This window comes from Paraburkholderia elongata, from assembly GCF_013177735.1.
Classification (GTDB): domain Bacteria; phylum Pseudomonadota; class Gammaproteobacteria; order Burkholderiales; family Burkholderiaceae; genus Paraburkholderia; species Paraburkholderia elongata.
This window is the reverse complement of the sequence record NZ_WOEZ01000154.1, coordinates 1-22936: the sequence shown is the minus strand read 5'-3', so window position 1 is coordinate 22936 and position 22936 is coordinate 1. Positions and strand designations below refer to the sequence as shown.

The 22936-nt window shown below is 59.2% G+C and carries 20 protein-coding genes and 2 pseudogenes; 11 read left to right on the top strand and 11 right to left on the bottom strand.

The features are described 5' to 3' along the window. The 3 genes from GNZ13_RS51645 to GNZ13_RS27915 all read right to left on the bottom strand — a co-directional run. On the bottom strand, nt 1-311 hold a 311-nt coding region (locus GNZ13_RS51645; protein WP_216675049.1), incomplete at its 3' end, for a hypothetical protein. Nucleotides 312-341: 30 nt separating this feature from the next. Then, the gene (locus tag GNZ13_RS27920) at nt 342-1316 is read right to left on the bottom strand and encodes a hypothetical protein (protein ID WP_172170603.1); all 975 of its coding nucleotides are present in this window, start codon (nt 1314-1316) and stop codon (nt 342-344) included. Nucleotides 1317-1714: 398 nt separating this feature from the next. Continuing rightward, nucleotides 1715-2881: a hypothetical protein gene (locus tag GNZ13_RS27915; RefSeq protein WP_172170574.1), complete on the bottom strand. Its 1167-nt coding sequence runs from the start codon at nt 2879-2881 to the stop codon at nt 1715-1717. Nucleotides 2882-3230: 349 nt separating this feature from the next. On the opposite strand from GNZ13_RS27915, the gene GNZ13_RS52770 reads away from it, so the two are divergent. From GNZ13_RS52770 to GNZ13_RS27885, 6 genes and pseudogenes are all read left to right on the top strand, one after another. Beyond that, nucleotides 3231-3641 carry a DEAD/DEAH box helicase gene (locus GNZ13_RS52770; RefSeq protein WP_216675048.1) on the top strand — a complete coding sequence of 137 codons (411 nt, stop codon included), beginning with the start codon at nt 3231-3233 and terminating at the stop codon, nt 3639-3641. Continuing rightward, nucleotides 3595-4173, top strand: a pseudogene (locus GNZ13_RS27905) (phosphate ABC transporter substrate-binding protein PstS); the annotation flags it as partial. The gene GNZ13_RS52770 and the pseudogene GNZ13_RS27905, both read left to right, overlap by 47 nt. Before the next feature lie 157 nt (nt 4174-4330). Further along, nucleotides 4331-5362, top strand: coding sequence for a phosphate ABC transporter substrate-binding protein PstS (pstS, locus tag GNZ13_RS27900; RefSeq protein ID WP_172170599.1), 1032 nt, complete (start codon nt 4331-4333; stop codon nt 5360-5362). 879 nt (nt 5363-6241) lie between these two features. Continuing rightward, entirely contained in the window at nt 6242-6439 is a 198-nt protein-coding gene (locus tag GNZ13_RS27895; RefSeq protein WP_172170597.1) for a DUF3562 domain-containing protein, read from the top strand. A gap of 165 nt (nt 6440-6604) precedes the next feature. Then, nucleotides 6605-6829, top strand: a complete 225-nt coding sequence (locus tag GNZ13_RS27890) for a hypothetical protein (protein WP_172170595.1) — start codon at nt 6605-6607, stop codon at nt 6827-6829. Nucleotides 6830-7002: 173 nt separating this feature from the next. Then, entirely contained in the window at nt 7003-7647 is a 645-nt protein-coding gene (locus tag GNZ13_RS27885; protein ID WP_328807305.1) for a phasin family protein, read from the top strand. Nucleotides 7648-7694: 47 nt separating this feature from the next. On the opposite strand, the gene GNZ13_RS27880 is transcribed toward GNZ13_RS27885, so the two are convergent. From GNZ13_RS27880 to ligD, 4 genes are all read right to left on the bottom strand, one after another. Next, on the bottom strand, nt 7695-8912 hold the full coding sequence (locus tag GNZ13_RS27880) for a GGDEF domain-containing protein (RefSeq protein WP_172170593.1): 1218 nt from the start codon (nt 8910-8912) through the stop codon (nt 7695-7697). 754 nt (nt 8913-9666) lie between these two features. Then, nucleotides 9667-10506 carry a tetratricopeptide repeat protein gene (locus GNZ13_RS27875; protein ID WP_407945670.1) on the bottom strand — a complete coding sequence of 280 codons (840 nt, stop codon included), beginning with the start codon at nt 10504-10506 and terminating at the stop codon, nt 9667-9669. Beyond that, nucleotides 10503-11423 carry a non-homologous end joining protein Ku gene (ku, locus tag GNZ13_RS27870; protein ID WP_172170589.1) on the bottom strand — a complete coding sequence of 307 codons (921 nt, stop codon included), beginning with the start codon at nt 11421-11423 and terminating at the stop codon, nt 10503-10505. Before ku ends, GNZ13_RS27875 begins: the two co-directional genes overlap by 4 nt. 126 nt (nt 11424-11549) lie before the next feature. Next, complete coding sequence (ligD, locus tag GNZ13_RS27865; protein ID WP_172170587.1) at nt 11550-14060, bottom strand: DNA ligase D; 2511 nt, start codon at nt 14058-14060, stop codon at nt 11550-11552. Between the two features lie 143 nt (nt 14061-14203). On the opposite strand from ligD, the pseudogene GNZ13_RS52765 reads away from it, so the two are divergent. Next, a pseudogene (locus tag GNZ13_RS52765) lies at nt 14204-14491 on the top strand (H-NS histone family protein); the annotation flags it as partial. Between the two features lie 184 nt (nt 14492-14675). Here the strand turns inward: GNZ13_RS52765 and GNZ13_RS27855 are convergent. Beyond that, nucleotides 14676-14930, bottom strand: a complete 255-nt coding sequence (locus GNZ13_RS27855; RefSeq protein ID WP_172170583.1) for a hypothetical protein — start codon at nt 14928-14930, stop codon at nt 14676-14678. 374 nt (nt 14931-15304) lie between these two features. On the opposite strand from GNZ13_RS27855, the gene GNZ13_RS27850 reads away from it, so the two are divergent. Next, a complete protein-coding gene (locus GNZ13_RS27850; protein ID WP_172170605.1) occupies nt 15305-16123 on the top strand; it encodes a class I SAM-dependent methyltransferase in 819 nt (272 codons plus the stop codon). A gap of 181 nt (nt 16124-16304) precedes the next feature. On the opposite strand, the gene GNZ13_RS52760 is transcribed toward GNZ13_RS27850, so the two are convergent. Further along, nucleotides 16305-16592 carry a hypothetical protein gene (locus tag GNZ13_RS52760; protein WP_236002215.1) on the bottom strand — a complete coding sequence of 96 codons (288 nt, stop codon included), beginning with the start codon at nt 16590-16592 and terminating at the stop codon, nt 16305-16307. A 613-nt stretch (nt 16593-17205) separates the two neighbouring features. Further along, entirely contained in the window at nt 17206-17832 is a 627-nt protein-coding gene (locus GNZ13_RS27845; RefSeq protein ID WP_172170581.1) for a Uma2 family endonuclease, read from the bottom strand. Between the two features lie 698 nt (nt 17833-18530). Here GNZ13_RS27845 and GNZ13_RS27840 point away from each other — a divergent pair. Further along, nucleotides 18531-18740, top strand: a complete 210-nt coding sequence (locus GNZ13_RS27840; RefSeq protein ID WP_172170579.1) for a hypothetical protein — start codon at nt 18531-18533, stop codon at nt 18738-18740. A 77-nt stretch (nt 18741-18817) separates the two neighbouring features. Next, nucleotides 18818-19063: an RNA chaperone Hfq gene (gene hfq / locus GNZ13_RS27835; protein WP_328807304.1), complete on the top strand. Its 246-nt coding sequence runs from the start codon at nt 18818-18820 to the stop codon at nt 19061-19063. An 860-nt stretch (nt 19064-19923) separates the two neighbouring features. On the opposite strand, the gene GNZ13_RS51635 is transcribed toward hfq, so the two are convergent. Next, complete coding sequence (locus GNZ13_RS51635) at nt 19924-20301, bottom strand: hypothetical protein (protein ID WP_216675047.1); 378 nt, start codon at nt 20299-20301, stop codon at nt 19924-19926. Nucleotides 20302-21013: 712 nt separating this feature from the next. Here GNZ13_RS51635 and GNZ13_RS27825 point away from each other — a divergent pair. After that, nucleotides 21014-22579, top strand: coding sequence for a sensor domain-containing diguanylate cyclase (locus tag GNZ13_RS27825; RefSeq protein ID WP_172170576.1), 1566 nt, complete (start codon nt 21014-21016; stop codon nt 22577-22579). The last annotated feature ends 357 nt before the right edge of the window (nt 22580-22936 follow it).

The window sequence follows — 22936 nt, the reverse complement described above, 5'->3', positions numbered from 1 at the left end:
AATTCCCTCTCCCCCCAAAATTCAGCATCGAGGAGCCGTCTGCGGTCTTCCTCGGAGAAAGCGTCTGCCCCTGTTGCATTACCTAGTGGACGCGACGAGGATGCAGTTCGCGGTCCGTCTTCACGGTATGGGATGCAGCACTGCTCCAGATATGCCTTCACATCGGCCAGACGGATGCAACCTTCATCGAGGATGGTTGTCTCAATGCCGGCCGGAGTAACCAGCGACAGCTTTCTGTCGCGTACCCACTGCGCAATTTGCTCGCGGTGTCGTAAATGGATTTCGTTGTGCGCGTTCTGCGCCTTTACCATCGCGTCGCTGTATCAGAACGCCGGATAAAGCTACCACGCAGGCCGACTCTCCGCCGCGTCGAATTTTGCACAATACGATTGAAAGTCCGCGCGCGAGCACGGGGCTGGCGGAGTTCCCCCGCAGATTTCTCTGATGAGCCACCAGTCATCGCCAGTCAGCGATTCGATATGCGACTCTCCGGTGCCGACAGGAACCTCTTTCCTTACCGTCTTTAGTATTTCGTCATCGGGTATTTCAATCAAAGCAAACGCGATTGCCCGCGCCAGCCAGTCAGGCCTCAAGAGCGGCTGATTGGGGAGTCCAACCGGACGTGGCTGGAAGTTCATGATAGTTCGCATTGGTGTTACGGCCTCAGCAAGCTGGACGCCGCCGTCGACGGTCCGCAGCCACGATGTGTCGATACCTTTGGACTTGCACCATTTGATGAAGTCGAGCGGGCGAGTTCTGTCGGGCGGATTAACCTGGCTGCGCAAGATGCCCAGCACGCTCTTTGCCTGGTGAAACGGGTCATGGCTGCCTACGATGAAACAGTTATCGAGCCCCATCGCGCCTTTTTCGGGAATATCCGTGCATAGCTGGCCGTCAACGATGGGGGCCTGCAGGCCACAAACGAGCATGGCGGGAGCTTCCGGCGTCCAGGTATCGAAGTGCAGATACTTGCTCAGGGTAGTTAGCTTCAGAGCTTCTTCACTGAACCCCGGCCCATCAAACAAGCGGGTGGGTTGGCGGCGTTCCCAGAGCGTTGCCTGCTCCTGTATCAGTGCTGCCGTGGCGGGAGACAAATAGGAATCTGGATGCGCGTCATATCGAAGTCGGCCGGCGGTCACGTCAATCTTTGTGTACGTCAGCGTGTCATACAGGTTGAGTTCGCCGTCGTAGACCGCGCACAGTAGCTGGCGGTCGTAGCACATCATCACGAGGTCACGCAGCCAGGAGACCGGATTGGACGGCTCGGCGTTATCGTGTGCCGCCATGAGCTGCACTTTTGCGTCGTTCGGGTCCATGTCCTCGGGAACCAGATTCGACGCAATCGTGTTGGACAGGTTTTCGTGCTACACGTAATGACGATTCAGGTCGTCCTGCATTCCGTCGCGTGAAAGCAATTTCTGAAACGCGATAGGCACCTTGTTCAGCGTGACCCATGAGTCCAGTTAGGCGACATTGAACATTGCGCCGTTGGCAAACTGGATTACTGCGCGATAGCGGTTCTTATATTTCTCAGCGTCCATTTGCGCCCTTCATGCGGAAACCTTCATTCGGGGGAGCCCTGCCAGGCCGTAAGGTATCCGGCTTTTCCGCCCGTCGACCGTATGCAGAGGGAAGATAGTATGGCGACTATTCCAGCCTCTGACCACAAGCAAATTGAGAACGTGGGGCCCCTGAGCGTCGCGTAACTGACGCCCTACGCGAAGCCGGCCGGCAGCAGCACCAGTTGCTCGCGACGGCGCGCCGCATCGAGTTCGACACCCGTCAACAGTTTTGGCTTGAGCCGCTCGACATCCGCGGCGAGCGCAGCCCGCATCGCGGGGTCGTCGTTCAGGAGGTCCCTGAACTGCGCGTGGCGCTTCCAGATATGCTCGCCGTCGTCGCCCTTCGGAGGCAGGGATTCGTACCAGCGCGAGAACAGCGCTGGCTCCGCCAGCTCCCGGGCGCGGGATTCGAGCGACGGCACATACGGTTCCAGCTCGGACCACGGGCACGACAGGTCCATCGATTCGCCGTCGTAGCGGAACTCGATACCCTCCCCCGACTGGCCATCGAGCGCCTGCTGCCAGGCCGCCCGACGTTGCGACCACTCCTGCGGCGAAACCGCATCGTCCGGGGCGCCACTCGCCCAGAACGCGTACCCGGTCGCAATGCCCACTTCCTTAAGCAGTCCCATGATTTCCTGACCGAACGCTCCCGCCACGTAGCCGATGACACGGTCAAGCAGCTGCGAATGCCAGCACCTGAGGACCACACCGATGTCCACGACCGGGTCGCGCTCGCGGGTGGCGCGGGCGCGGGCCTGCCGCCTGAGAATTGCTTCCCGCGCCACCGAGCCAGGCTTCGCCATCACCATGCCCCGTGAGTGCCCGGCCTCCCGTGCAAGCTGCGTCCGGTCGAGTATCGAAACGAGGATGCTCGCGTAGGCAGCGAGATAGCGTCTGCGTTGCAGCTGTTCGATGCCGCTTTTGACCGCCTCCATCATCATGGCGATGGGGTGCATCTGATGCGTCACAAACCTGAACCCCGTATCGACCTTCGTGCTCATGGCTGACTCCGAGAAGGCGGCGCCTTCCTTGCCCGTGAAGAGGCGAACCCGCAGGAAAAACTGTACGGCGAGGCCGGCAGGTTCAATAGCGGGATTAGCGGGTGAAAGGCGCGCCATTCCGCGCGATGGCCGGCACCCCGGGACATCCGCCGGCAAGTTTTGCCGGTCAACGGCCAAAACGAAGCCTCCCGTGACGGGAGGCGGTGGTGGAGGTGCGGTGCAGGTCAGTGCGAGCACCGGACGATGGGTCAGGCCCGCTTCCTCGATAATCTGCTCGTAACTTTCCACGCCGACGACGTCGCGGTACTCCTGCATCAGCTTGGACGGTTGCGTTGCTTCAGTGGCTCGATGACGGCCGGCATGTCGCCGGGTACTTCTGGCAGGATTCGCTGTTTGCCGATTGGCACCCGTGTGCTCCTGCCGTCTCCCAGCACCGAACACATACGGCAAAGGGCCGCGTCGTGTCGTAAGACTGCAGTAGGTACGGTGAGAATAACCGTGCGGCGTACAGGAAAAAATCGAGCTGCCGGGATTAGAGTCCGGAAGGCAACGTCGACATGGCTTCCGGCGATACAACGGAGCGTTGACCGCAAATCGCTCTCCAGCACCGTGCGAATTTTCCACTGCCCACTAAACTGGCACCAAAATCCCAGGACCAGCGCGAATGTCCCATTTGCCAAAACTCGGTCTTGACCTTAAAGAGATTTGCATTCACACGGCCAGTTTTCGCCTCCAGGACCAACCAACCGGAGCGCTGCGCTACATCGTTGTCGACGAATTACATGCGTTTATTGGGTCTGAGCGCGGAAAGCAACTCCAGTCGTTGATGCATCGTGTCGAACGTATATGTGGGCGGCGGGTGCCGCGCGTGGGGCTTTCGGCCACTCTCGGCGACATGCAACTTGCAGCGCGATTTTTCCGGGCAGGTGGCGAGGGTGCAGTCGGAATAATTGACTCGAAGAGTGGTGGGCAAGAACTGAAGGTCCTGATAAAGGGATTTGTCCTTCGGCCGCCAAGAATTGAAGTTGAGCCTGATTTGGAAAACCCGGTTCTCGAGGATGCAGTTGCCGGGTAGTACCGTTGATGTGGCCAACCCCGGGTGGAAGAGCAAGGTTGGTGTGGGCACTACCGTGCGCTGGCCGCGTGGCATAGGCGGCAGAGGTAACGAAGGTGTGGCCACTTTCGTTCAACATCTGCCAGGCGCCATCGGCTATGTCGCATGGGACTTCACGAAGCGGAACCACATGGCGTTCACGGCCATGAAGAATGCATCAGGAACCCTGGTCCAGCCTGGCGCCGAAACATTCAAGGCGGCCGCCGCGGACGCTGACTGGTCCAGCTCGCTCCATCCAATCCTGACCAACGAACCGGGTAAGGACGCGTGGCCGGTCGTTGGCGCTACCTTTGTTCTGCTGCACACATTGCAGGACAAACCGGACTACGGTCAGGAAACGCTGAAGTTCTTCGACTGGGCATTCGCGAACGGCAATCGCGCTGCAGAGGACCTGGACTACATTCCACTACCGGAATCGGCCGTGACCGAAATCCGCTCGGAATGGCGCGCCAAGGTGAAAGACGCTTTGGGCAGGCCGGTCGCCGGGCCGTAACTCGTCGCGTGCGAAGGCGCGGTCGCGGAGGTCGAGGCCCCCCGGTTTCAAGCACAGACCGGCCACGACAATGTCTTGCTCTGAATGGTCACCAATGTGACATCAAGCGGGTCTAGCTTCGGGCAAGCGTCCCTACAAACCTTTCGGTGAGGCCCTCATGAAACCCGCATTGATTGCAATCGCCAGTTTGAGCGGTGTGCTTTTCGGCCCCACTGTCCTAGCCGCAGACATCACGGGTGCCGGTAGTACTTTCGCCGCACCTATCTATACCAAATGGGCCGACGCTTACCAGAAGACCGGTGGGGGCAGGGTCAACTATCAGGGCATCGGGTCGTCGGGTGGTATCAAACAGGTCAACGCCAAAACGGTTGATTTTGCAGGCTCCGATGCGCCACTGAAGGACGACGAACTCGCGAAGGGCGGCTTGTTCCAGTTTCCTACGGTCGTGGGTGGCGTGGTGCCGGTCGCCAATATCGCGGGCGTGAAGCCAGGCGAATTGACCTTGTCAGGTCCAGTGCTTGGCGACATCTATCTCGGCAAAATCAAGAAGTGGAACGACCCGGCCATCGGGGCTTTGAATCCAGGCGCCAAACTTCCCGACACGGATATCGCAGTGGTTCGTCGCGCTGATGGGTCGGGAACCAGTTTCATCTGGACACACTATCTCGCGCAAGTGAATCCGGAATGGAAAAGCAAGGTTGGCGAAGGCTCGACAGTGAACTGGCCGACCGGAACCGGCGGCAAAGGTAACGATGGGGTCGCGGCTTTTGTCCAGCGATTGCCCGGCGCCATCGGCTACGTCGAATGGGCCTATGCAAAGCAAAACAAGATGGCATACACCGCCATAAAAAATGCTTCGGGCGCTATCGTTCAGCCGAAAACAGAGACGTTCAAGGCTGCAGCCGCCGGTGCCGACTGGTCAAAGACGTTCTACCAGATTCTCACAAACGAACCCGGCAAAGACGCGTGGCCCATTGTCGGTGCAACATTTGTGCTGCTTCACACAACGCAGGACAAGCCTGACCACGGCAAGGAAACGCTGAAGTTCTTCGATTGGGCCTTCAAAAACGGCAATCAGGCTGCACAGGACCTTGACTACATCACACTCCCCGATTCCGTAACAACGGAGATTCGCACGCAATGGCGCTCGAAAGTGAAAGATGCGTCTGGCAAGCCAGTGGCTGAATAAATACTGACGAACAAGGAACCAGGAGACACGTTCCAGTCACAGGGGTCATGCTTTGCCCTGGATAGTCGCGGCAAAACGCAAAAATCCTTCTGTGCTGAAGCACCCGTGCTGCCGTGACGCGTCTCATAGGTGAGCGCCGGTCCGAAATTTCAAGGCCGACGCTCTCCGAGTAGATTTCTCGCGACATGGGGTCCTATGCAACGTATAGCTCAATACTGGCGCACACCACGTCGCTCAAAGTAACGACGCAATCTTGTCCAATGTCACAGAGGGCACAAAATCCTTGTCCTGATAGACCTTGGCCAATTCCGTTTCCGATATTTCGCGGGCTCCCGTTGGCAGTGATGTATCTACTTTTGCGAATGCGGCCTCCCACATCGCCGCAAGGTACCGGGCGCCGGCTCCCATCAGCTTTGCGGCATCACTTCCGAAGGCGTCCCACAGACCATCGACCACGCTCGCGGAGGCGAGATTGCGCGCCTAGTGGCTTCGCGAAAGCATCGCCCCGGGACCGCGGTCTCAGAGCCGCGTTCGCCGGCAAGTGCGGTGCCGGCCTGCGCGCAGGGTCGTCGAGTTGTCCACACAATCTGTTTGCAAGGCTGTGGACAACTCACAAGCAAGCGGGACAAGTCGCTGAAACGATTGGATTTGTGCAGTGCGCGCCCGGCGTGTGCATTTGGCTGGTCGTCAGCGCCGGGCACGAAGCTGTGGAGTAAGCACATCACTGGCTTGCGACACGACAGAATCTGTGCAGACAAAACGAAGGCGACTAACCTGCCTCAACGATAGGCCGATTCAATTTGCATGCTCGTCAGCAACGGCATCTAATTGGCCTTCCGCAGGTACCGTTCCCATTTCGTTCAACGCTAGGAGCGCATCATGGCCCAGCCCAACGTTGAAGATGTCGTCAAGGCAATCGCAGCTGACACCAACACGCCTGCTGAGACTGTGTCGAAAATGTATGCGGACACGTGGGCCGAATACAGCGACGGTGCGCGAGTCCTGGACTACCTGACCGTCCTGGTCACCAAACGCGTTCGTGAAAATCTGCGCGGTGTTCCGCGAGACAAGCACTAGACGACCGCCGCAAAGTTCATCAAATCGCCTCACGATGCCGAGCATCAATGTCGTGTGCTGGCAATCTGCGCAGGCTTGCGGCATTCCCGGGCCTGCCTGTCGTTGACGCAGACAATCCGGTTCGGTACCTTTTGTTAAATCAGGGTTACCGAAGAGCAGCGATTGATGGCCGACAGCTATGAAACAACCCGAGAAATTGAAATCAAACTGAATGGTTCGCGTTACCGCGGCCGGTATCGGGTGATGGGCGGCACTGTCATTGTCTACTATGAAAATGAAATCAAGTTTGCCGACTGCGGCATGACCGGGCCCGAGCTCGTAGCAAAGTGGCTGCTAACCGACCTGTCGCGCCGCGTCGAAGCAAAAAAACGAAAATCTGGCAGCGGCTAGTACCTCACCCGCAGAACAAGCATCTCTGCCGCGCGTAACCTCTACTTCAGTCCCGCGAGGTACGGTCCGGCAACCACGCTGGTCGCCGGACCGCCGATGCAAAGCCCTACACCGTTCTCAGCGGAGGCAGGCGCCTAGGCCGGAGTAAATACCACCGCTCCAACATCGGCGATGTGCGTGAAGCTCCGAAAAAACCGATACGTCTGGTCGCCTACGCTTATCCGGTTTGCGCCGGCCCGCGTCAATTCAAGCATCTCGTCGGCCACTGCCGCCGCAATGGTCCCGTGACCAGTCAACTCGTTGACTTCTGCTTTGGGGTAGCCGGCAAGGTGCGCGAGGCTGAGGAGAAGCTAACCAGGCTGAATCTGGACGCGGCAGAAGCCATGTTCGCCGATTTGCACCAACGCATGCAGGATGGGCTGACGAAAACGGATGGCGATAACGCTTCTGGCTTACAGGCTGCGCTGGCGCTGCCTTCGACGGAACGGGTCCTGACGTACCAACGTCAGCTTGTGGAAATCGCGTCCACTATGCAAACGCAGCTGGGAGAAGTTATCGATACCCAGTACCAGGAAGCTAGTCGCCAGTTTCAACGGTTCGTCGAGAGTGCCGGGCAAAACGCCCCCGTCAGTTCCGAGGCAGCAATTGCATTTCTGAAGCAGATTATTGCGTTCGCCAATACCGCCCACGACAGCGTGCGCAAAGCCGCGAAGCAGACAGTTGATTTTGCGCAAAGTAGCGTGAGCGCTGCGACGGAAACGGCTTTGGATACTGCTCAACCGGCGGCGGAGAGCGCCGCGAAAGCGGCGAAGCATTGAATTTGGCAAGCGACGGGAGAAGAACGAGAATTGAACCTCGGCGATTGTCACGCAGGCCCGCTAATTTGCTCAGTCGTGCTCTCGCCTTGCGCGTCTTCGACCCGTTGGCTGCCGGACAACAGCGTACCGACAACGCAATTCCGGCCCATGGCTTTCGCGGCGTATAGCGCGGCATCTGCTCGTCCCATCATGTTCGCCAACGTGTCGCCTTCACAGTACTCATCGACGCCGGCACTGAAGGTGTAGGCGACTTCGCCTGTTGGAATAGTCAGACGCGATGCCGCTACACGGATGCGAAGCTGGTCCATCAGACGAACGGTGTCGGCCTGCCCGGTGGACAGAGACAGGACAGCGAATTCCTCGCCGCCAAGGCGGCCGAAGATGTCACCGCTTCGCAAGCCGCTCGATATTGTGAAGGCGAAATGCGCAAGCACCTGGTCGCCGCCCGCATGCCCATGTTCGTCATTGATTGCCTTGAACTTGTCGAGGTCCAGAATTGCAATGGACAGCCGCCACTTCGAATTCCTGGCCTCATGCAGCAATGACTCTGCCCGGACAAGGAAAGCACGGCGCACAAGCGCACCGGTCAGCCCGTCGACGTTTGCGAGGCGTTCCATACGCTCGGCCATCCGGTCGTGAGCAAGCATGACCACGCCAATCGAGAGACATGGCAGCGCCAATATGCCGAGACCGAGGAATGCGATGTTTAGAGGCGTCGGCTCCAGAAAGGCGGCCTGATGCTCCCAGCCCACTACACAGGCAATACTGCGTGATGCGTGGACAGCCGCTCCGAGGAATGCCGCGCCCGACATAAACTGGTAGCAATATTTCGGTCTGCCCGGCGGCCGTAACCTGAACGCAATCCAGCCGATGACCAGACGGACATACGCAAGAAACGCCGATAGCAGAGCAATTCTGGCATTGGCGTTTGGCGATATGTATCCCCAATAGACAATCCCAAGCAGCAAGGCGCCGTACGCCACGTACTCCAGCGAACGCGAAGGCCGAAGACCAAAGAACTCCCGACAGCCCTGCAGCATCATGAGCGCTGCAGCCCCGAGCAATGCGCTCGCGACAACGATACCCACTTGTGCCGGCGCGGGCGCTTGCAGCGCGAGAAGGACGAGCGCTACGGCTATCACGGCGTTTGCGCCAATCCAGCGAGGCAACCCTGGTATCCCGGCGTGCAGCAGCGAACCAAATACCGCCATGCTCATCACGCTGGACATAATTGCGACAACGAGGAGGGTGACGGGGCTGAACATACCTATTAACGCGAAGTCGAAACTCACAGGGATATGGATTAGATGGCATCGGAGAACACGGGCTCTCGTATGCGTTAACGGCAGGCGGCTGGCATTCTTGAATCATGGACGCAGGCTTGGGACGACTCCGAGCCTGGCGTGGTACCAGTGTGGCCCGAGAAGGCTCATGTGCCATCAGCATCGGCAGCCTCCACATCGTCCGCCGCCTCCAGCGGTTCCGCCACTTCCGCCGCTTTCACCGCCGCCGCATCAATAATCGTTTGTCGGGGGCGTTCGATGCGCGGGCGCACTATCGCTTCGGCTACTTATAAGGAACCGGATGTCGTGGAACACTCTGAATTCCTCACAGCCATTCGACAACTGGATGCAGCCGCCAAGATTCTAGTCAAGGCCTGTCCCCAAGACTGGCAGTTCGACGCATTTCAATTGCTCGCGTTCTTTCGCCGATAGGACTAATCCTGGTCCTGGTTTGAAGGCGGTCGCAACGTCCGACGACGAGCTATTCGCGTGTACTGCACAGGCCGCGCTCACTATAGCGGGGCGTAACGAGTTTGCCGAGTCGCACGCGCTTCTAGAGCAGGCCCGCCGCACTGACGGCGGGATTCTTGCTGCAGGGCGAACCTATTCATATGGCGATGCTGCCGGAGGATACATTCGGGCGCCTAGACCTACCGAACAAGGTCAAGCGAACCCGGCTTTGCCCCGGCGATAGAACCTTGCATGCACGCTCGATAACCGCAGCCGTGCCTCTCATTCAATTCGTCAGCCGACGATAAGCACTCAGATGGCGCACCAGGCCTTGCTTGTCGCCACGCGTCTCAAGAAGTATCGCCAAGTTGTGGTGTGCGTCAGCGTAGGCGGGATTGAGTTCGAGACACCGTTCGTAGCTGCGCTCGGCTTCGTCGATTCGACCAAGCCCCTCAAGCGCGACTGCTCGGTTAAAGTGCAGCACCGCGTCCTCTGGAAAATGGGATAGCGCGTCGTCGAACACACGCAGCGCGTCATCGCAACGCTTCTCGTCCTCACACAGTAAAGCACCCAGGTCAACGTAGGCGGCGTAGAACGGCGAGGGCGAGAACTCTATTGCTTGTCTGTATGCCCGCTCCGCGCCTTTCACGTCGGACTTCCTCAACTGCTCTCCAAGGTCGTACCATTCCTCAGCTTGGGTAGCGGCATCCTTCCGCCACGGTGATGTGTCGAGGACAGCGACATCTCCCTTGATTTCCGCAACCTCAAAGTCAAGCAGGAACTGCCCCGTGGCGGCGTCCCACTGCGACGGACCGGTCTTCACGACGACGTCGTTCCCGACAGCTGTGACGCGAATACCTGAGAGTGGCAATTCGTCCGGCAACTTGTCCCGGAGTCGCGAGAGGGCCTGGACTATCTTGCGCGGAGGTATTTGCGCCGAGCGTAGCTGCAATGCGGTTCGCAGCAGAACGACATCCTGGAAGGTGAATCGGAGTTCATTGCGCGGCCCGCGAGAAGGCGTCACGAACCCCGCCGCGACCAGACCGGAGACAACGCGCCGGGACACGCCCAACATTGCCTGCAGCTTGGTTAGCGTAATTTCGTGCGCGGTGCTTTGTGGCGTCACTTGCGAGCTCGGACCTTTGCTGTGGTCTCGGTGGACGCTTTGGGAGCACGAGCCGCAGGTTTCCGAACTTTCGGCGCTGCAGAAATTTCCGCGACCGGCTCCGCGCTCGCACGCTTGGGCGCTGCCGTGGCCTTAGCCTTCGCGCCTCCCTTAAGACTGGCGCGTAATGCTTCCATGAGGTCGATAACTTCGCCGCTAGATGCCGCCTCTTCCGACTCGGCCGAGATGACTTCCTTGCCTTCAATCTTTCTGTCGATGGCCGCAAGGATGCGCTTCTTCTCTTCGTCCTCGTAGGCCGACGGGTCGTAGCTAGCCTCAGCACCCTGCTCGATGATTTGCAACGCCAGCTTTAGCTCAGCATCCGACACTTGAACGTGTTCGATGTTCAAGTCCTTCAGCGACCGCACCTCGTCCGCAAAGAGCAACTGCTGAAAAACCAGTCCGTCTTCGTCCGGCCGCACCTGAACGATTCGGGTCTTGCCCTTGAAGGCCCACTTGGCCAATGCGCATCGACCGCTCTCGGCCAGCGCCTGCTGGAGCAAGCCGTATGGCTTTCCGCCTCGTTTGTCGGGTGTGATGTAATACGCCTTGTCGTAGTAGACCGGGTCAATCGCTTTCTCCGGTATGAATGCCAGTATCTCGACGACGTGACTAGCGGCTTCCTCCAGCGCCTTGAGTTCGTCACCGGTGAATACGACGTATTTGTCCTTCTCAAACTCATAGCCCTTTTTCATCGAAGAGCGCTCGACAACCGCGCCTGTCGACTCCGAGACGTACTGCTGTTTCACGCGGGAGCCATCGGGAGCAAGCAGGTTGAATTTGACATCGGAGGCACTTTCCGTCGCAGGATAAAGCTTGACTGGGATAGAAACGAGCCCAAAGGACAGGGATAACGAGGCGATGGAACGAGCGGGCATGGACTTCTCCTCGCGGAAGGCCGGTTTCAGCTAGCCGGCCAATCAATGCGTGGGCCTCACGGGGTATCCGGGTTTCCAGGTGGCGTTCGGAACGTCCCTCGCTACTACGCTGGCCACTTCATCGAATTATTGTAGTCGCTTCATAGCTGATGCCAACGACTGCCTTGATGACCAGTAATCGGCCCACGGGTCTTGGGTCTGGAAGCTCAGGTACTCGCGCGCCGTCAGCACTGTCCACTGCGCGCCACTCTTCATGGCGGAAAGCTGCTCCCACGACACCGGCATCGAGACCCCCATGCCCGGCCGAGCCCGGGCGGAAAAGGCCGCGACAGTCGTCTGGCCCATTCCATTGCGCAGGTAGTCGACAAATACCTTGCCGACGCGATGGGAAGGCCCCGGTGTTGCCGAAAATCGCTCGGGAATGGTCTTGGCGAGATGTCGTACAAACGCGCGCGAGAACCCCTTCACGGCGTCGTAGTCTTGCTTGGGCATCAGGGGCACAGCGATGTGCAACCCTTTGCCGCCGCTCGTCTTGAGCCACGCCTTGAGCCCCAATTCGGTCAAGAGGGTGTGGACAAGCAGCGCTGCTTCCTGCATCTGCCCCCACTTCTGCCCTTCGCCGGGGTCAAGGTCGAAGATGACTCTGTCAGGCGTATCGAGCTTTCGCACCGTTGAATTCCACGTGTGAAACTCGACAACATTCATCTGTGCCGCCGACATGAGTGCATCGAGCGTATCGACTGTCAGCAAGGGCCGGTGCCCAGGCCACAGATTCGGGTCGTGTTCCTTCAGACCTGGCATCCTCGTCGTCGCCGCATGCTTCTGGAAGAACATTTCCTCGTTGATGCCGGCGGGCGCGCGCAGCATCGCCAGCGGACGGTCCTTCAGGTGGGGCAACAGCCACTGCGCGACACTCTCGTAATAGCGGACCAGGTCAAGCTTGGTGATGCCGGTCGTTGGGTCAATCACTCTGTCGGGGTGGGTGACCTTGACTTGTGGCACAGGCATGGACGCTACCGTCGTGGCGGCTTCGCGGGTGATGTCGCCAGGAGGCTTGTCGAAGCGCAACCCTTTGAAGGAAGCCTGTCGCACATGACCGTCAGGGGTCCACTCGGCGAAGGCAACCTCCACGACCAGCACCGGCTGCACCCAGCGCTCACTGCCGGCGGCGCGCCTGGACCACCGCCGCGGTTTGGGCAAGCTGACATCAAACGGCGTAGAGGGCACTTCAAGCGGGGTCAAGCGGGTCCACAAGTCTCGGGCAGTCCTGGTATCCCATCCGGTGCCTACGCTGCCGGCATCGCACAGCCTGCCTGCATCGTAGTATCCCAGCAGCAGGCTACCGACCTCCCCGGACGCACCGCTTCGATTCGTGAAACCGCAAATCACGAACTCCTGGCGAAGCGTGCATTTGGCTTTTAGCCAGGTCTGCGTTCTTCCGGAGACGTACGGCGCGTCGCGCCGCTTGAACACAAGACCTTCAAGCCCCAATTCTCCGGCAGCTTTGAATAGCTCCGCCGGCGGCGCGTCAAAATCCTCGCTATAGCGTAGTCGCAAGCCCGCATCTTCGACGAGCTGCGCGAGCCGCCCGCGCCGGGACCACAACGGCACCTTGCGCAGGTCCTGCCCGTCCAGGTACATCAGGTCGAACACAAAGTAGACGAGGCTTTCGCCGACACTTCCGTCAATAGCACTCTGCAACGCATTGAAGTCAGGGATTCCGTCCTTGAGCACAACGATTTCGCCGTCGAGCCACGCACTCGCGAGGTCGAGTTTTTCAACCTCCGCAGCGAGATTCTTCAGTTTTTTCGTCCAGTCATGTCCGCCACTGGTGAAAAGTCGCACGCGCCCCTTGTCGAAACGCGCGACTATTCGGTAGCCGTCAAACTTGGTCTCGACTATCCAATCGCCCTCTGTCGGCAGGGACGTAGCCAAAGTGGCGAGTTGCGGCTTGATTTGCTCCGGGATGGGGGCCGCCGTGGCGTATGTGAGGTCGATTTTCGAATCAGCGACCCGCGACAGTTGGGAGGTTTTGGGTTCGCGCTCCTCCGCGAGTCCCAAGGGTTTCGCGATGACGCTGTCAGGGAGCGCCTTGATTACATCGTACTTTGCAAGCGGTTGCGCCCACGCGTCACGCTTCTTAAAGAGCAGCCACTGGTCCTGCCTGTCCTCCGGCTTTGCAATGCGCACGAGCTCCCACATGCCGGCGAGCTTTTCGCCGTGGAGTTGGAAAACAAGTTTTCCGTCTTTGACGCCCTCGCGCGGGTCGCCGACCGGCTCCCACGTTCCACGGTCCCACACGAGCACGGTGCCGGCGCCGTACTGCTTGGGCGGAATCGTGCCTTCGAAGCTCGCATACTCAAGCGGGTGGTCCTCGACGTGAATCGCAATCCTTTTTTCCTTCGGGTCGTAGCTGGGCCCTTTCGGCACGGCCCAGGACATCAACACGCCGTCAAGTTCAAGTCGAAAGTCGTAGTGCAGTCGGCCAGACCAATGCTTTTGTACAACAAAGACCAGGCGCTCGCCCTCAACTGATGGGGTTTCAGCCGATGCCGCCGGCTCAGGCGTGACATCGAAGTCCCGCTTCTTTCGGTAGCGGGCCAGCGGCGGACGTGTCGGGTCGGAAATGGCGGCCATGGCTTCAGTGTAGAGCCTCACGTGCTGCGCTGTCCCCGACGTACTCTCGGACGATGCCTTTCGTCAACCGCCACAAATTGCAGTCGTCCACCGTCGCGCTATCCTATGAATAGGACCCGCTGGAGAATACGGGGAGGCGCCAAATGGCAACGTATCACGAACTCAAGGCACAATTGGCCGACCTCGCCCGTCAAGTGGAGGAAGCGAAGGCGCTCGAAATTCAGGCCGTCATTGACGACATTCGCGCGAAAGTCGCCGAATACGGACTTACGGAAAAGGACATTTTCGGGCGCCGGAGCCATGCTCAGGCAAAGAGAGCCTTCATCAGCATACCAAAGTATCGCGACCCGAAGACGGGCGCCGAATGGACCGGTCATGGCCGGGCGCCCGCCTGGATTAAGGCTGTGAAGGACCGCACCGCGTTCTTGATAGCAGGTCCAGCCGGCGCAGCGCCGGTAAAGCACACGAGCAGGAAGACTGCCGGCAAGGGCGCGGCTTCAGAGAAAACTACGGGCAGCAAGGTTGCGGAGACGAAATCGGTGCGTCGCGTCAAACGCGGGTCAGCCGGGAAAGAGACGGCGCAGGCGACGGAATAGCCTGCAGGGCGGAGGTAACTTAACCGCCGTGCGTGCCTGTGCGCCGCACGCGCAGTTGCGCCGTGTCAGCCACGGGCGGAAAGACGTTCCAGTAACCGTCGTCGTGTTGGAAGAAGAACAGCGCGTGCGAACCCGTCGGTAGCCAAGACTCCACGCACACGTAGCGGGCTCTGCCTGAGCGGGTACGACCGAACGCGGTCACGTGCACTGGCGTGGCAGGGGTGAGCCATTTTTCCACTTGGTATCGCAGTGACTGCACCTTTACGTCTTTCATCTGCTGCTCCCGTACACCGGTACTTTCGCAACCCATTCGCCAGATACAGCGAAAATGCCAACCAGGAACCGGGTGCCTCGATGTTCGACGCCATTTTCCCGCGCCGCATCGAGAGCTTCAACAACCACTTTAACCATAGCGCCAAAAGCAAGCAACGGCGTATGCTTCAGCAAGATAGCAACAAAAAAAGAGTAGCCCAAAAGCGCATGTTCGGCGGCTCTGGACGACGATTGTTGGTGCGCTGCACCACACAGTTGTTTGGCCTTAGTTGGCCAGCCTGGATTGTTCCCCGACAGACGGACATACGCCTCTCACGGAGAACACGAAGGCCTGCGCTCCGACACGTAAAGGCATCAAACGAGTGCGAGGCAAGCATGGGACAAGTCGACTTCGGCACATTCGAGCACCAAGGCTGGGAGAGGGTCGCTCAGCCCTATCACACGTATTTCGGTGATTTGACCACCCAGTCGAACCCCGCGATGCTCGAGGCGCTTGGCATTGGTCGTGGCACGCGTTTTCTCGACGTTGCATCCGGGCCTGGCTACCTCGCTGCTGCAGCCGCGCGCCTCGGCGCGGACGTCGCTGGTGTGGATTTCTCGGTCGCGATGGTGGAAAAGGCACGACGCGTCTTTCCGGGACTCGAGTTCCGTGTAGGTGACGCGGAGGATTTGCCCTTTCCCGGCGAAAGCTTCGGCGCAGTGGGTATCAGTTTCGGGATGTCGCATTTTCAGCACCCTGAGCGTGCGCTCGCGGAGGCGTTTCGCGTGCTGCAACCTGGCGGCAGAATTGCCTTTACGGTCTGCGCGACGCCGGACAAGGCAGTTGGCTTCGCTATGGTGTTAAGGGCAATCGAGGAGCACGGGACGACCGATGTGCCAGTGCCGCCGGGACCACCCTTCTTTCGCTTCAGCGACTGGCAGGAGTCGAGGCGCGCGTTGCTGGACGCCGGGTTCGTCCAACCGGACGTACGCGAAGTGGACCAGACCCTGGTGCTTCGTGCGCCGGATACACCGTTTCACGCGCTCATGCGCGGTGGCGTCCGAGTTGCCGCGATGCTAAACGCCCAGACGCCGGCCGCGCTGGCGTTGATTGAACGGGCCGTCGCACACGACGCCGAGGCGTTTCGAAACCGTGTCGGGGAACTACGGGTTCCCATGCCCTGCGTCTTGGCTTCCGCACTCAAGGCCTGCTAGGGCTAGCTGGCTTATGCGAGCGGGTCAGCACGTCCGCGTGGGAGTTTCGCTCAGCGGTAAAACATGAACTCGGTATTCGAACGCGCTTGAGGTCGCGCTGACAAGATGAACACCCGATTTGGGTGCGCGTCGAATCCCGTCCGCGAGCATTCAGTCGCTATCGGGCGCAGCCATCGGTGAATCAGTCGTCATCGTCACCATGATGATGGTGTTCCCATCCACGGTGGCGACCGTGGTCATGCCACCTGCGCTCGTCGCCGTAATCCCCTTCATATCGATATCCATAGCCATAGACCGGAGCTGGTGCATAGACCACCGGCGGTGGGGCCTCGTACACGACCGGGGGAGGTGCGACATAGACGGGGCCGGGCACGCCCAGAAAAACTCCGATATCCGCATGGGCGAGAGCCGCGCTGGACGCGCACGTAGCGGAAAGGCCCACTGCCAGAAAAAGGGTAGCGTGTTTCATGCAGTTCTCCTGCCCGGCTCGTTACTGGCGGGTGCCAGACAATGGTGGACGACGCGGATTTTAGGGGTGGGGCGCGAAAGCAGGTGCGGCTGAAATGTCAAATCTGTAACCTTCAGTAACCCGCTGCGAGGCACTGAGGGTTCTGACCATTTTGACGCGCATTCCGGCGACCCGGTCAGGTCGGAATGCGAGTCATCGGTCTTGCCAGGCATGTTGTCGCCAATGCCAGGTTGACCCGTAAGCCGGCATCAGACTGACCAGCCTGCCAATCAAGAAACGACGCTGTCATCAACGACTTGCGGCCCAATCTGGCGGGTCAGCCGATTTTCGGCATGAGGGCCAATATTATGTCGGTGTGAACAGTCAGGATAAAAAAAACCCGCCAAGCGGCGGGTTGAATCCATATCAGGAGGAGACATGGAGGAGACGAACTAAGTATAAACCCTATGTTTGTCGCCTGCAACCCGCTAAAATATTTTTTGCTACTGCACTTCGTTTACCGGGGTAGGACGCCCCAAGCCCGACAAGACTTTGCGAACCGCCCCTCTTTAAAAATGCCTCAAAATCAGTCTGAACCAATGCCGCGCGATTGTTGGGGGCTTTTAGCGGTTGCCTAATTCGGCCTCCACTGCCCCGACCCAGCGTTCGGCGTCCCGGGCCGCGTGGCAGCCCATTCCGCCGCTCGATGGTATAAATCGACGGCGCCCACCGACACACTTGCTTGGCAATAGACGGGCTCGACCGACAGCGTTATAGCGAACGTGGACGCTTGGCGTCGGCCCTCTGCTCCCCAAAATTCAATCGCCCCATCCTGTCTGACCACAATTACCTCCTTGGCGCCGCCTTTCAGGTAGGACGCGACTCTATGGCCCATTTCGCGCGGCAGGTTGCTATCGAGGAGCACTTCAACACAGAGGTCGGGGACAAACGGCACCAGGTTGTCGCGGTCGAGACCCTCCCACTTATCGGGCGGCATCCACACGACGTCCGGGACCCGGATGCCATATGACGGCGTCACAACAGGCACTGACATGGCGGCCAGATGACCCATTTGGTCGGCCAGCTGACAGTAAATGTCCGTGAAGGCCAACTGGCGCGTGCCCGACGGACAACCATTCACCACCACCTCACCGAACGCGTTCAACTCGTACCGCTCGCGCATGACACCCTCCGCTGTCGGGACGAGACGATGCCATGCAGCAAGCAATTCGTTGCGGTCCAGCACGACGGGTGTATCCATAGTCGCCTCACAGGGAATTTATCTAAGCGTATACCCTCTCATTGTGACTTAACAACATGTAACACTCGTTCCTCGCTGTGCAGTGCACAATTGGAGCGGCGTTTTACGGCGGCTCGCATCCATTGTCGAGTGTTGATGACGTCCATGCATGCGTTCAGGTCCTTGCGCTGTGAGGCTTTTCTGCCTAATGTTCAAGTAGTTTCTTAGGTTCAGTGTGCACCGCGACAGGAGTAAAGTGATGAGAGCCAGAACACGAGGTCTCGGAAGGACATTGGGCGGCGTCAATCGCACCCGTGACTGCGGGGTGTCGAGGGCGGTCGCGACCCGGAATGCAATGCGCTTGGCAGCAGAGGAAGCCGCTATGGAGGCGGCTGTACCAAAGGACGTCCAGCGCGTCGAGTCGCGTGCGCCGTCGGTGGAGATTCGTCTCCTGTGGAGGCCGAAGCGGGCGCTCGACTGAGCTAGGGGGAGACGCCCGCAAGCTGGCGGGAGCCCACCCAGCAACAGGACTCCTGGACTGAGCCCGCGACAACCCTGAATGTCGGTGCTGGCCTGCCATCGTGTCAGCCCGGCGTGTTGTGCGCCCTTCCCGCCGGGACACATCAGAAATTCGTTGCAACTTGCTCGGCGAAACAGGCCCGGGCAACGCCTTGGGGCGGGTCGGGTGCACTCTGCCCGCTGACCACAGGAGTTCCGATATGAAACTCGACGACGCCACTTTCCGGCAACTGCGCCGTCTCGCCCCGGTCCTCGACGACTTGCTGAACGCAGAAGAAGTCGAGCACGCAGACCAGGCCGTAGACCTGTCTTCACTTGCTCAGTTGTGCTCACAATTATTCGACGCGTACCGCGACCAGCGTCCGGGCGAGATTGCGCAAGCGCGCCTCGACGCCCTCGAGTCGCAGTAACACACTTCCTCTGGACTGACTGGCGGCTTCAGGTATCGCCGGTACAATGGGAGGACCTATCGCATTGACCTCAGAACGTGACTACACACCCGTGCGTACAAGACGACTTTCTGCAGACGCTCGTAAAGGACAAGACCACCGTAAACGTGTTCCTCGTGAACGGCATCAGACTGAGTGGTCAACTGGCCGGCTTTGACCAGTTTGCAGTTCTGTTGGAGTCTGGTCCAGGCGTGCAACTTGTTTTCAAACATGCCATTTCGACCGTGATGCCGGTCAACGGCAGGGGGCCCGGCACGCGACCCGACCGACGCGCCGATGAGTAGCGACAAACCGAACCACTTGCGAACTCGCGTCCGATGAGAACTACCATGACATGCTGTGGCCTACGCTTCATCTGCGCATAGCCACGCGAGGTTCACGTGTAGAAGTTCAGACAGGCGCTCACAATCCGTACTCTTCGGAACGGTGACTCCGGCGCGCCAAAGGGCCACGTCGCGTTCTGGTACACCGAGCGACCTGGCCACCCGAGCGGATGTAACCTTCGCGCGCTTGATGGTCATGTCCAGCCGTGCTGCGAAGGCCCGCCTCGAATTGTTGTTTTTGCGAGTGTTCTCCAGATGTGCATCCAAATTCATACGACGATTCATGGCGTGCAATGCTCCATGTGACTTCATCCCGACTACGAATGTATGACGCGGCGCCCAAGCTGATGCTTGCGGTCGAGCGCTAGCGCCCGGACAGGCGTGTCGTTCGCGTAAGCTTCGGTGCATCGAAACGCCCGTTGCTGCACGTCGTCTCCGCGCCGCCCACTCCTGATTGTCATCACCCGCTTTTGTCGCCGGCTGGTCCAGGAAGTTCCACCGGCAGCATACGGGTTTGCCTGGAAACAGAGGGACCGTCATCGCTCAGACGGGTCAACCTTGCTTCGAGGCAGCCTGTCATTTTTCCTTCCGGGTCGACGGTGTTTTACCGCTTCACGGCCTGAACCTGGGTGGGGAGCACGCATAGACCGACTGCCGGAGTCGTCACAACAGGGGCTGATGCCCACAGCACAACACCCGATATCCGTGGCAGGCAGTTTCACACCTCGGGCATGTTATGCCGGCGCAGCGACGACGACGCCATAGACGTATATTCCTTGTTTATTTCGACGGCGACGTAGCGGGAAACGTCGCTTCCATTTTCACCCTCCGGGACCTCGAGCAGTTGCGCTCACCGTATGGGAATCGACCTTTGAGCGCTCACGTGAGCGGCGCGGCTTCGTGGCGGGTTGGGGAAGGGATGGCACGGAGCCAAACGCGTCGACATACCGCACCACGGATGCCGCAGCGGATTTTTGGCGCTCGCCCAGGCGGACCGCCAGCAATTTCAGGAAAACGGACAACTCGTACTTCCCGTGCCGCTGAACGAAGTCATCCACAACTTCTGTGACCGCTGCGTTGAGTGTGGCAGCGGTCAACGTACTGGCGATGTGCGAACTGCCCCGTGCGAGCTCAAGGTCGTAATGGGCGACGCATTGCGCCATGCTCGCGTCACGGCGCGTCCCCCGCGTGTTGGTCATTGGTCTTCTCTCAGTTGTATTTTTCAAGGCCGGCTATGTCCCTGCCGGCTTGCGCTCTCGGTCTATACAGGCCCCCGTCGCCGATGCTTCGCAAGCGCACAGCGTACTGCTCTTAACGATGCATGTGAGCACCTGAAATCAAAAAGAAAGGTTTCCGCACGCGCAAACCTTAAAGCGAGGAAGCTGTTCTGAAACATCATGGTCCCGTGACACACACCAGCCAAAACGATTCTCAAAATGATAGGTAAGGCGGATGACGAGCTTCTGGAGGTACCACAAGCACAAGAGACACCTTGGGGTGCCTTGTTCAATGGGATACAGATGTTCTGGAAGTAGATGAAGGCCTTGTTACCTCGTTACCGCTAGCGGACAGCAAAGGTACCCTCCCGCTGCGATTTAACAATCAAGTACGTGTGCATTGCACCATCAACGATGGCTTCCCGGTCATCGCCGGTAGCAGTCTGTTCTACCCATTCAGGCTGCGCGAACTGACTCCGTCGGCCGGACCCGCACCGACGGTGTGGTTGCACGCAAAGGCAGGTCACCTGAACCGAAAAAATGAGCAGTGAATCCGGGATTCGCGAGCACGACGCGTTTTAACAAGCAAGCACACGTTTACGCGCATCAAGAAAATAGCTGCTTCCTCCGTAAACACAGGGAACAGCCGTCGCGCAAAGCGGCCCGAAGGTAACCCTGACAGTGCGGCCACACCATGTCACGCAGGACGTTCCTACTCGATTCGATACTTGTAACACCCGCGTCCGGTAACAATCTCGTTACGGCCTCCATTCGCTCGTCACTGCTTTCGACGCTGTTCGAAAACATACGGCCGCTGCTCATGTCGGGCGTCTCCAGTTCATTCGTTGCGCTCGTCGCCCTCGTCCGCCTGCATCAGATGTGGGCCGCGCTATGGCTCGTGGCTGATATCGGTCTCCTGGCCGCGCGACTCGGAATCGCCCACGCTTACGTCGCGCGCAACCGGATGAATGCGGTGCATCCCGCCCCCTGGGCAACCCGGTATGCGCCGGTTTCGCTGCTGGCCTGTTTCCTGTTCGGCATCGGTACGATGGCATGTGTCATGTCCGGGGACGCCGAACTGACGTCGCTGGCGCTGATGGTAACGGCCGGGATTCTTGGCTGGATAGCGTCGAGAAATGCGGCGTTGCCCCGTCTGGCCATCGCGCAGATTTGCCTCGGCACGTTTCCCATCGCACTGGGCGCAATGCTCACGCCGCGCGGCGGGTCGTGGATTCTCGTGCCGCCGCTCCTCCTGTACATCGGCGCGATGGCTTCGGTTGTCCGGCGCCACTACACAGTGCTCGTGGCCCTGATGACGGCAGAACAAAAGCATGCAGAACTTGCGGCGCGGTTCGATGCAGCGTTGGACCATATGCCTCACGGGCTATGCACGATTGACGGGGCAGGAAAGGTGAATATTGCCAACCGGCGAACGGCCGAACTGTTCGGCGCAACGGTCGAGATGCTCAGACTCAACGTTCCCCTGCCGGAGTTCATTGGTCACGTGGGACTGGCGAAGTTTGGAGAAACGCTCAGAAGGCAACTCGTCGAGCGCTGTACCGAGTGGCTCGCCACGAAACGCGGCCCCCTGGACCTCGAACTCAATGACGGCCGCCAGCTCGAGATGACCCGGAACCCGGTACCCGATGGTAGCGCCGTAATCATTATCGAGGACGTGACGGAACGCCGGGAGTCCGAAGCGAAAATTCTCCATCTCGCGCGTCACGACCCGCTCACCGGTCTCCTCAACCGCCGCGAACTACGCGACAAGGTTGAGCGGATTCTCTGCCGTTGCATGACAAACCGCGAACCAGCCGTGGCGGTGATGTGTCTCGACCTAGACGGTTTCAAACAGGTCAACGACAGGTTCGGTCATCATGCCGGAGATGAGGTACTGGTAACCGTTGCGGACCGACTGAGAGAGTTGCTTCGACATGAGGAGTTGGTGGTGCGACTCGGCGGCGACGAGTTCGCGATTGTCGGCGAGAACGCAACCTATTCTGGCGCCGTCGCACTCGCTCAACGCGTTATTCGCCAGATAGCCAGGCCGTATAGGCTATCAACAGGCGAGGCAGTAAGCATTGGCACCAGTATCGGCATTGCGTTCGCGGTGAGCGGTGAGTCCTTCGAACGATTGATGAAGCGAGCCGACGCGGCGTTGTACGACGCAAAGGAAGCCGGCAAAGGTACATATTGTGTTGACGCCGATACAATTTCGACCCACACGCCGACATCGGACATGACCATGTCTGGCAATTAGAAAAAGGTTTCCGTAGCAACGATTCGCGACCCACTCTGGTGGTCCAGCCGAATTTTGTTATCCGGGTCAAACTGGCGTCGGCGGCAACAGAAATTGACGTCGCCAATCGTACAAACGCGTCTACCACGGTGCACTCCGACGACCACGAGCTGAGCAGGTGTCCGGCTCGCAGCGCATGACCAAGAATATCTGCGACTGACGACACACTCATGTCACGAAACGTGATTATTACTCGAAGGTGCCGTAGGGAAAACCCGCCCTGCGCCCTAATCAAACCAGCTCGATGGACTATGAGGGCAGATTGTGCCGCGCGTTCGATTTCACGTCGCCCCACTGAGAGACTCCTGGAGCCCACAA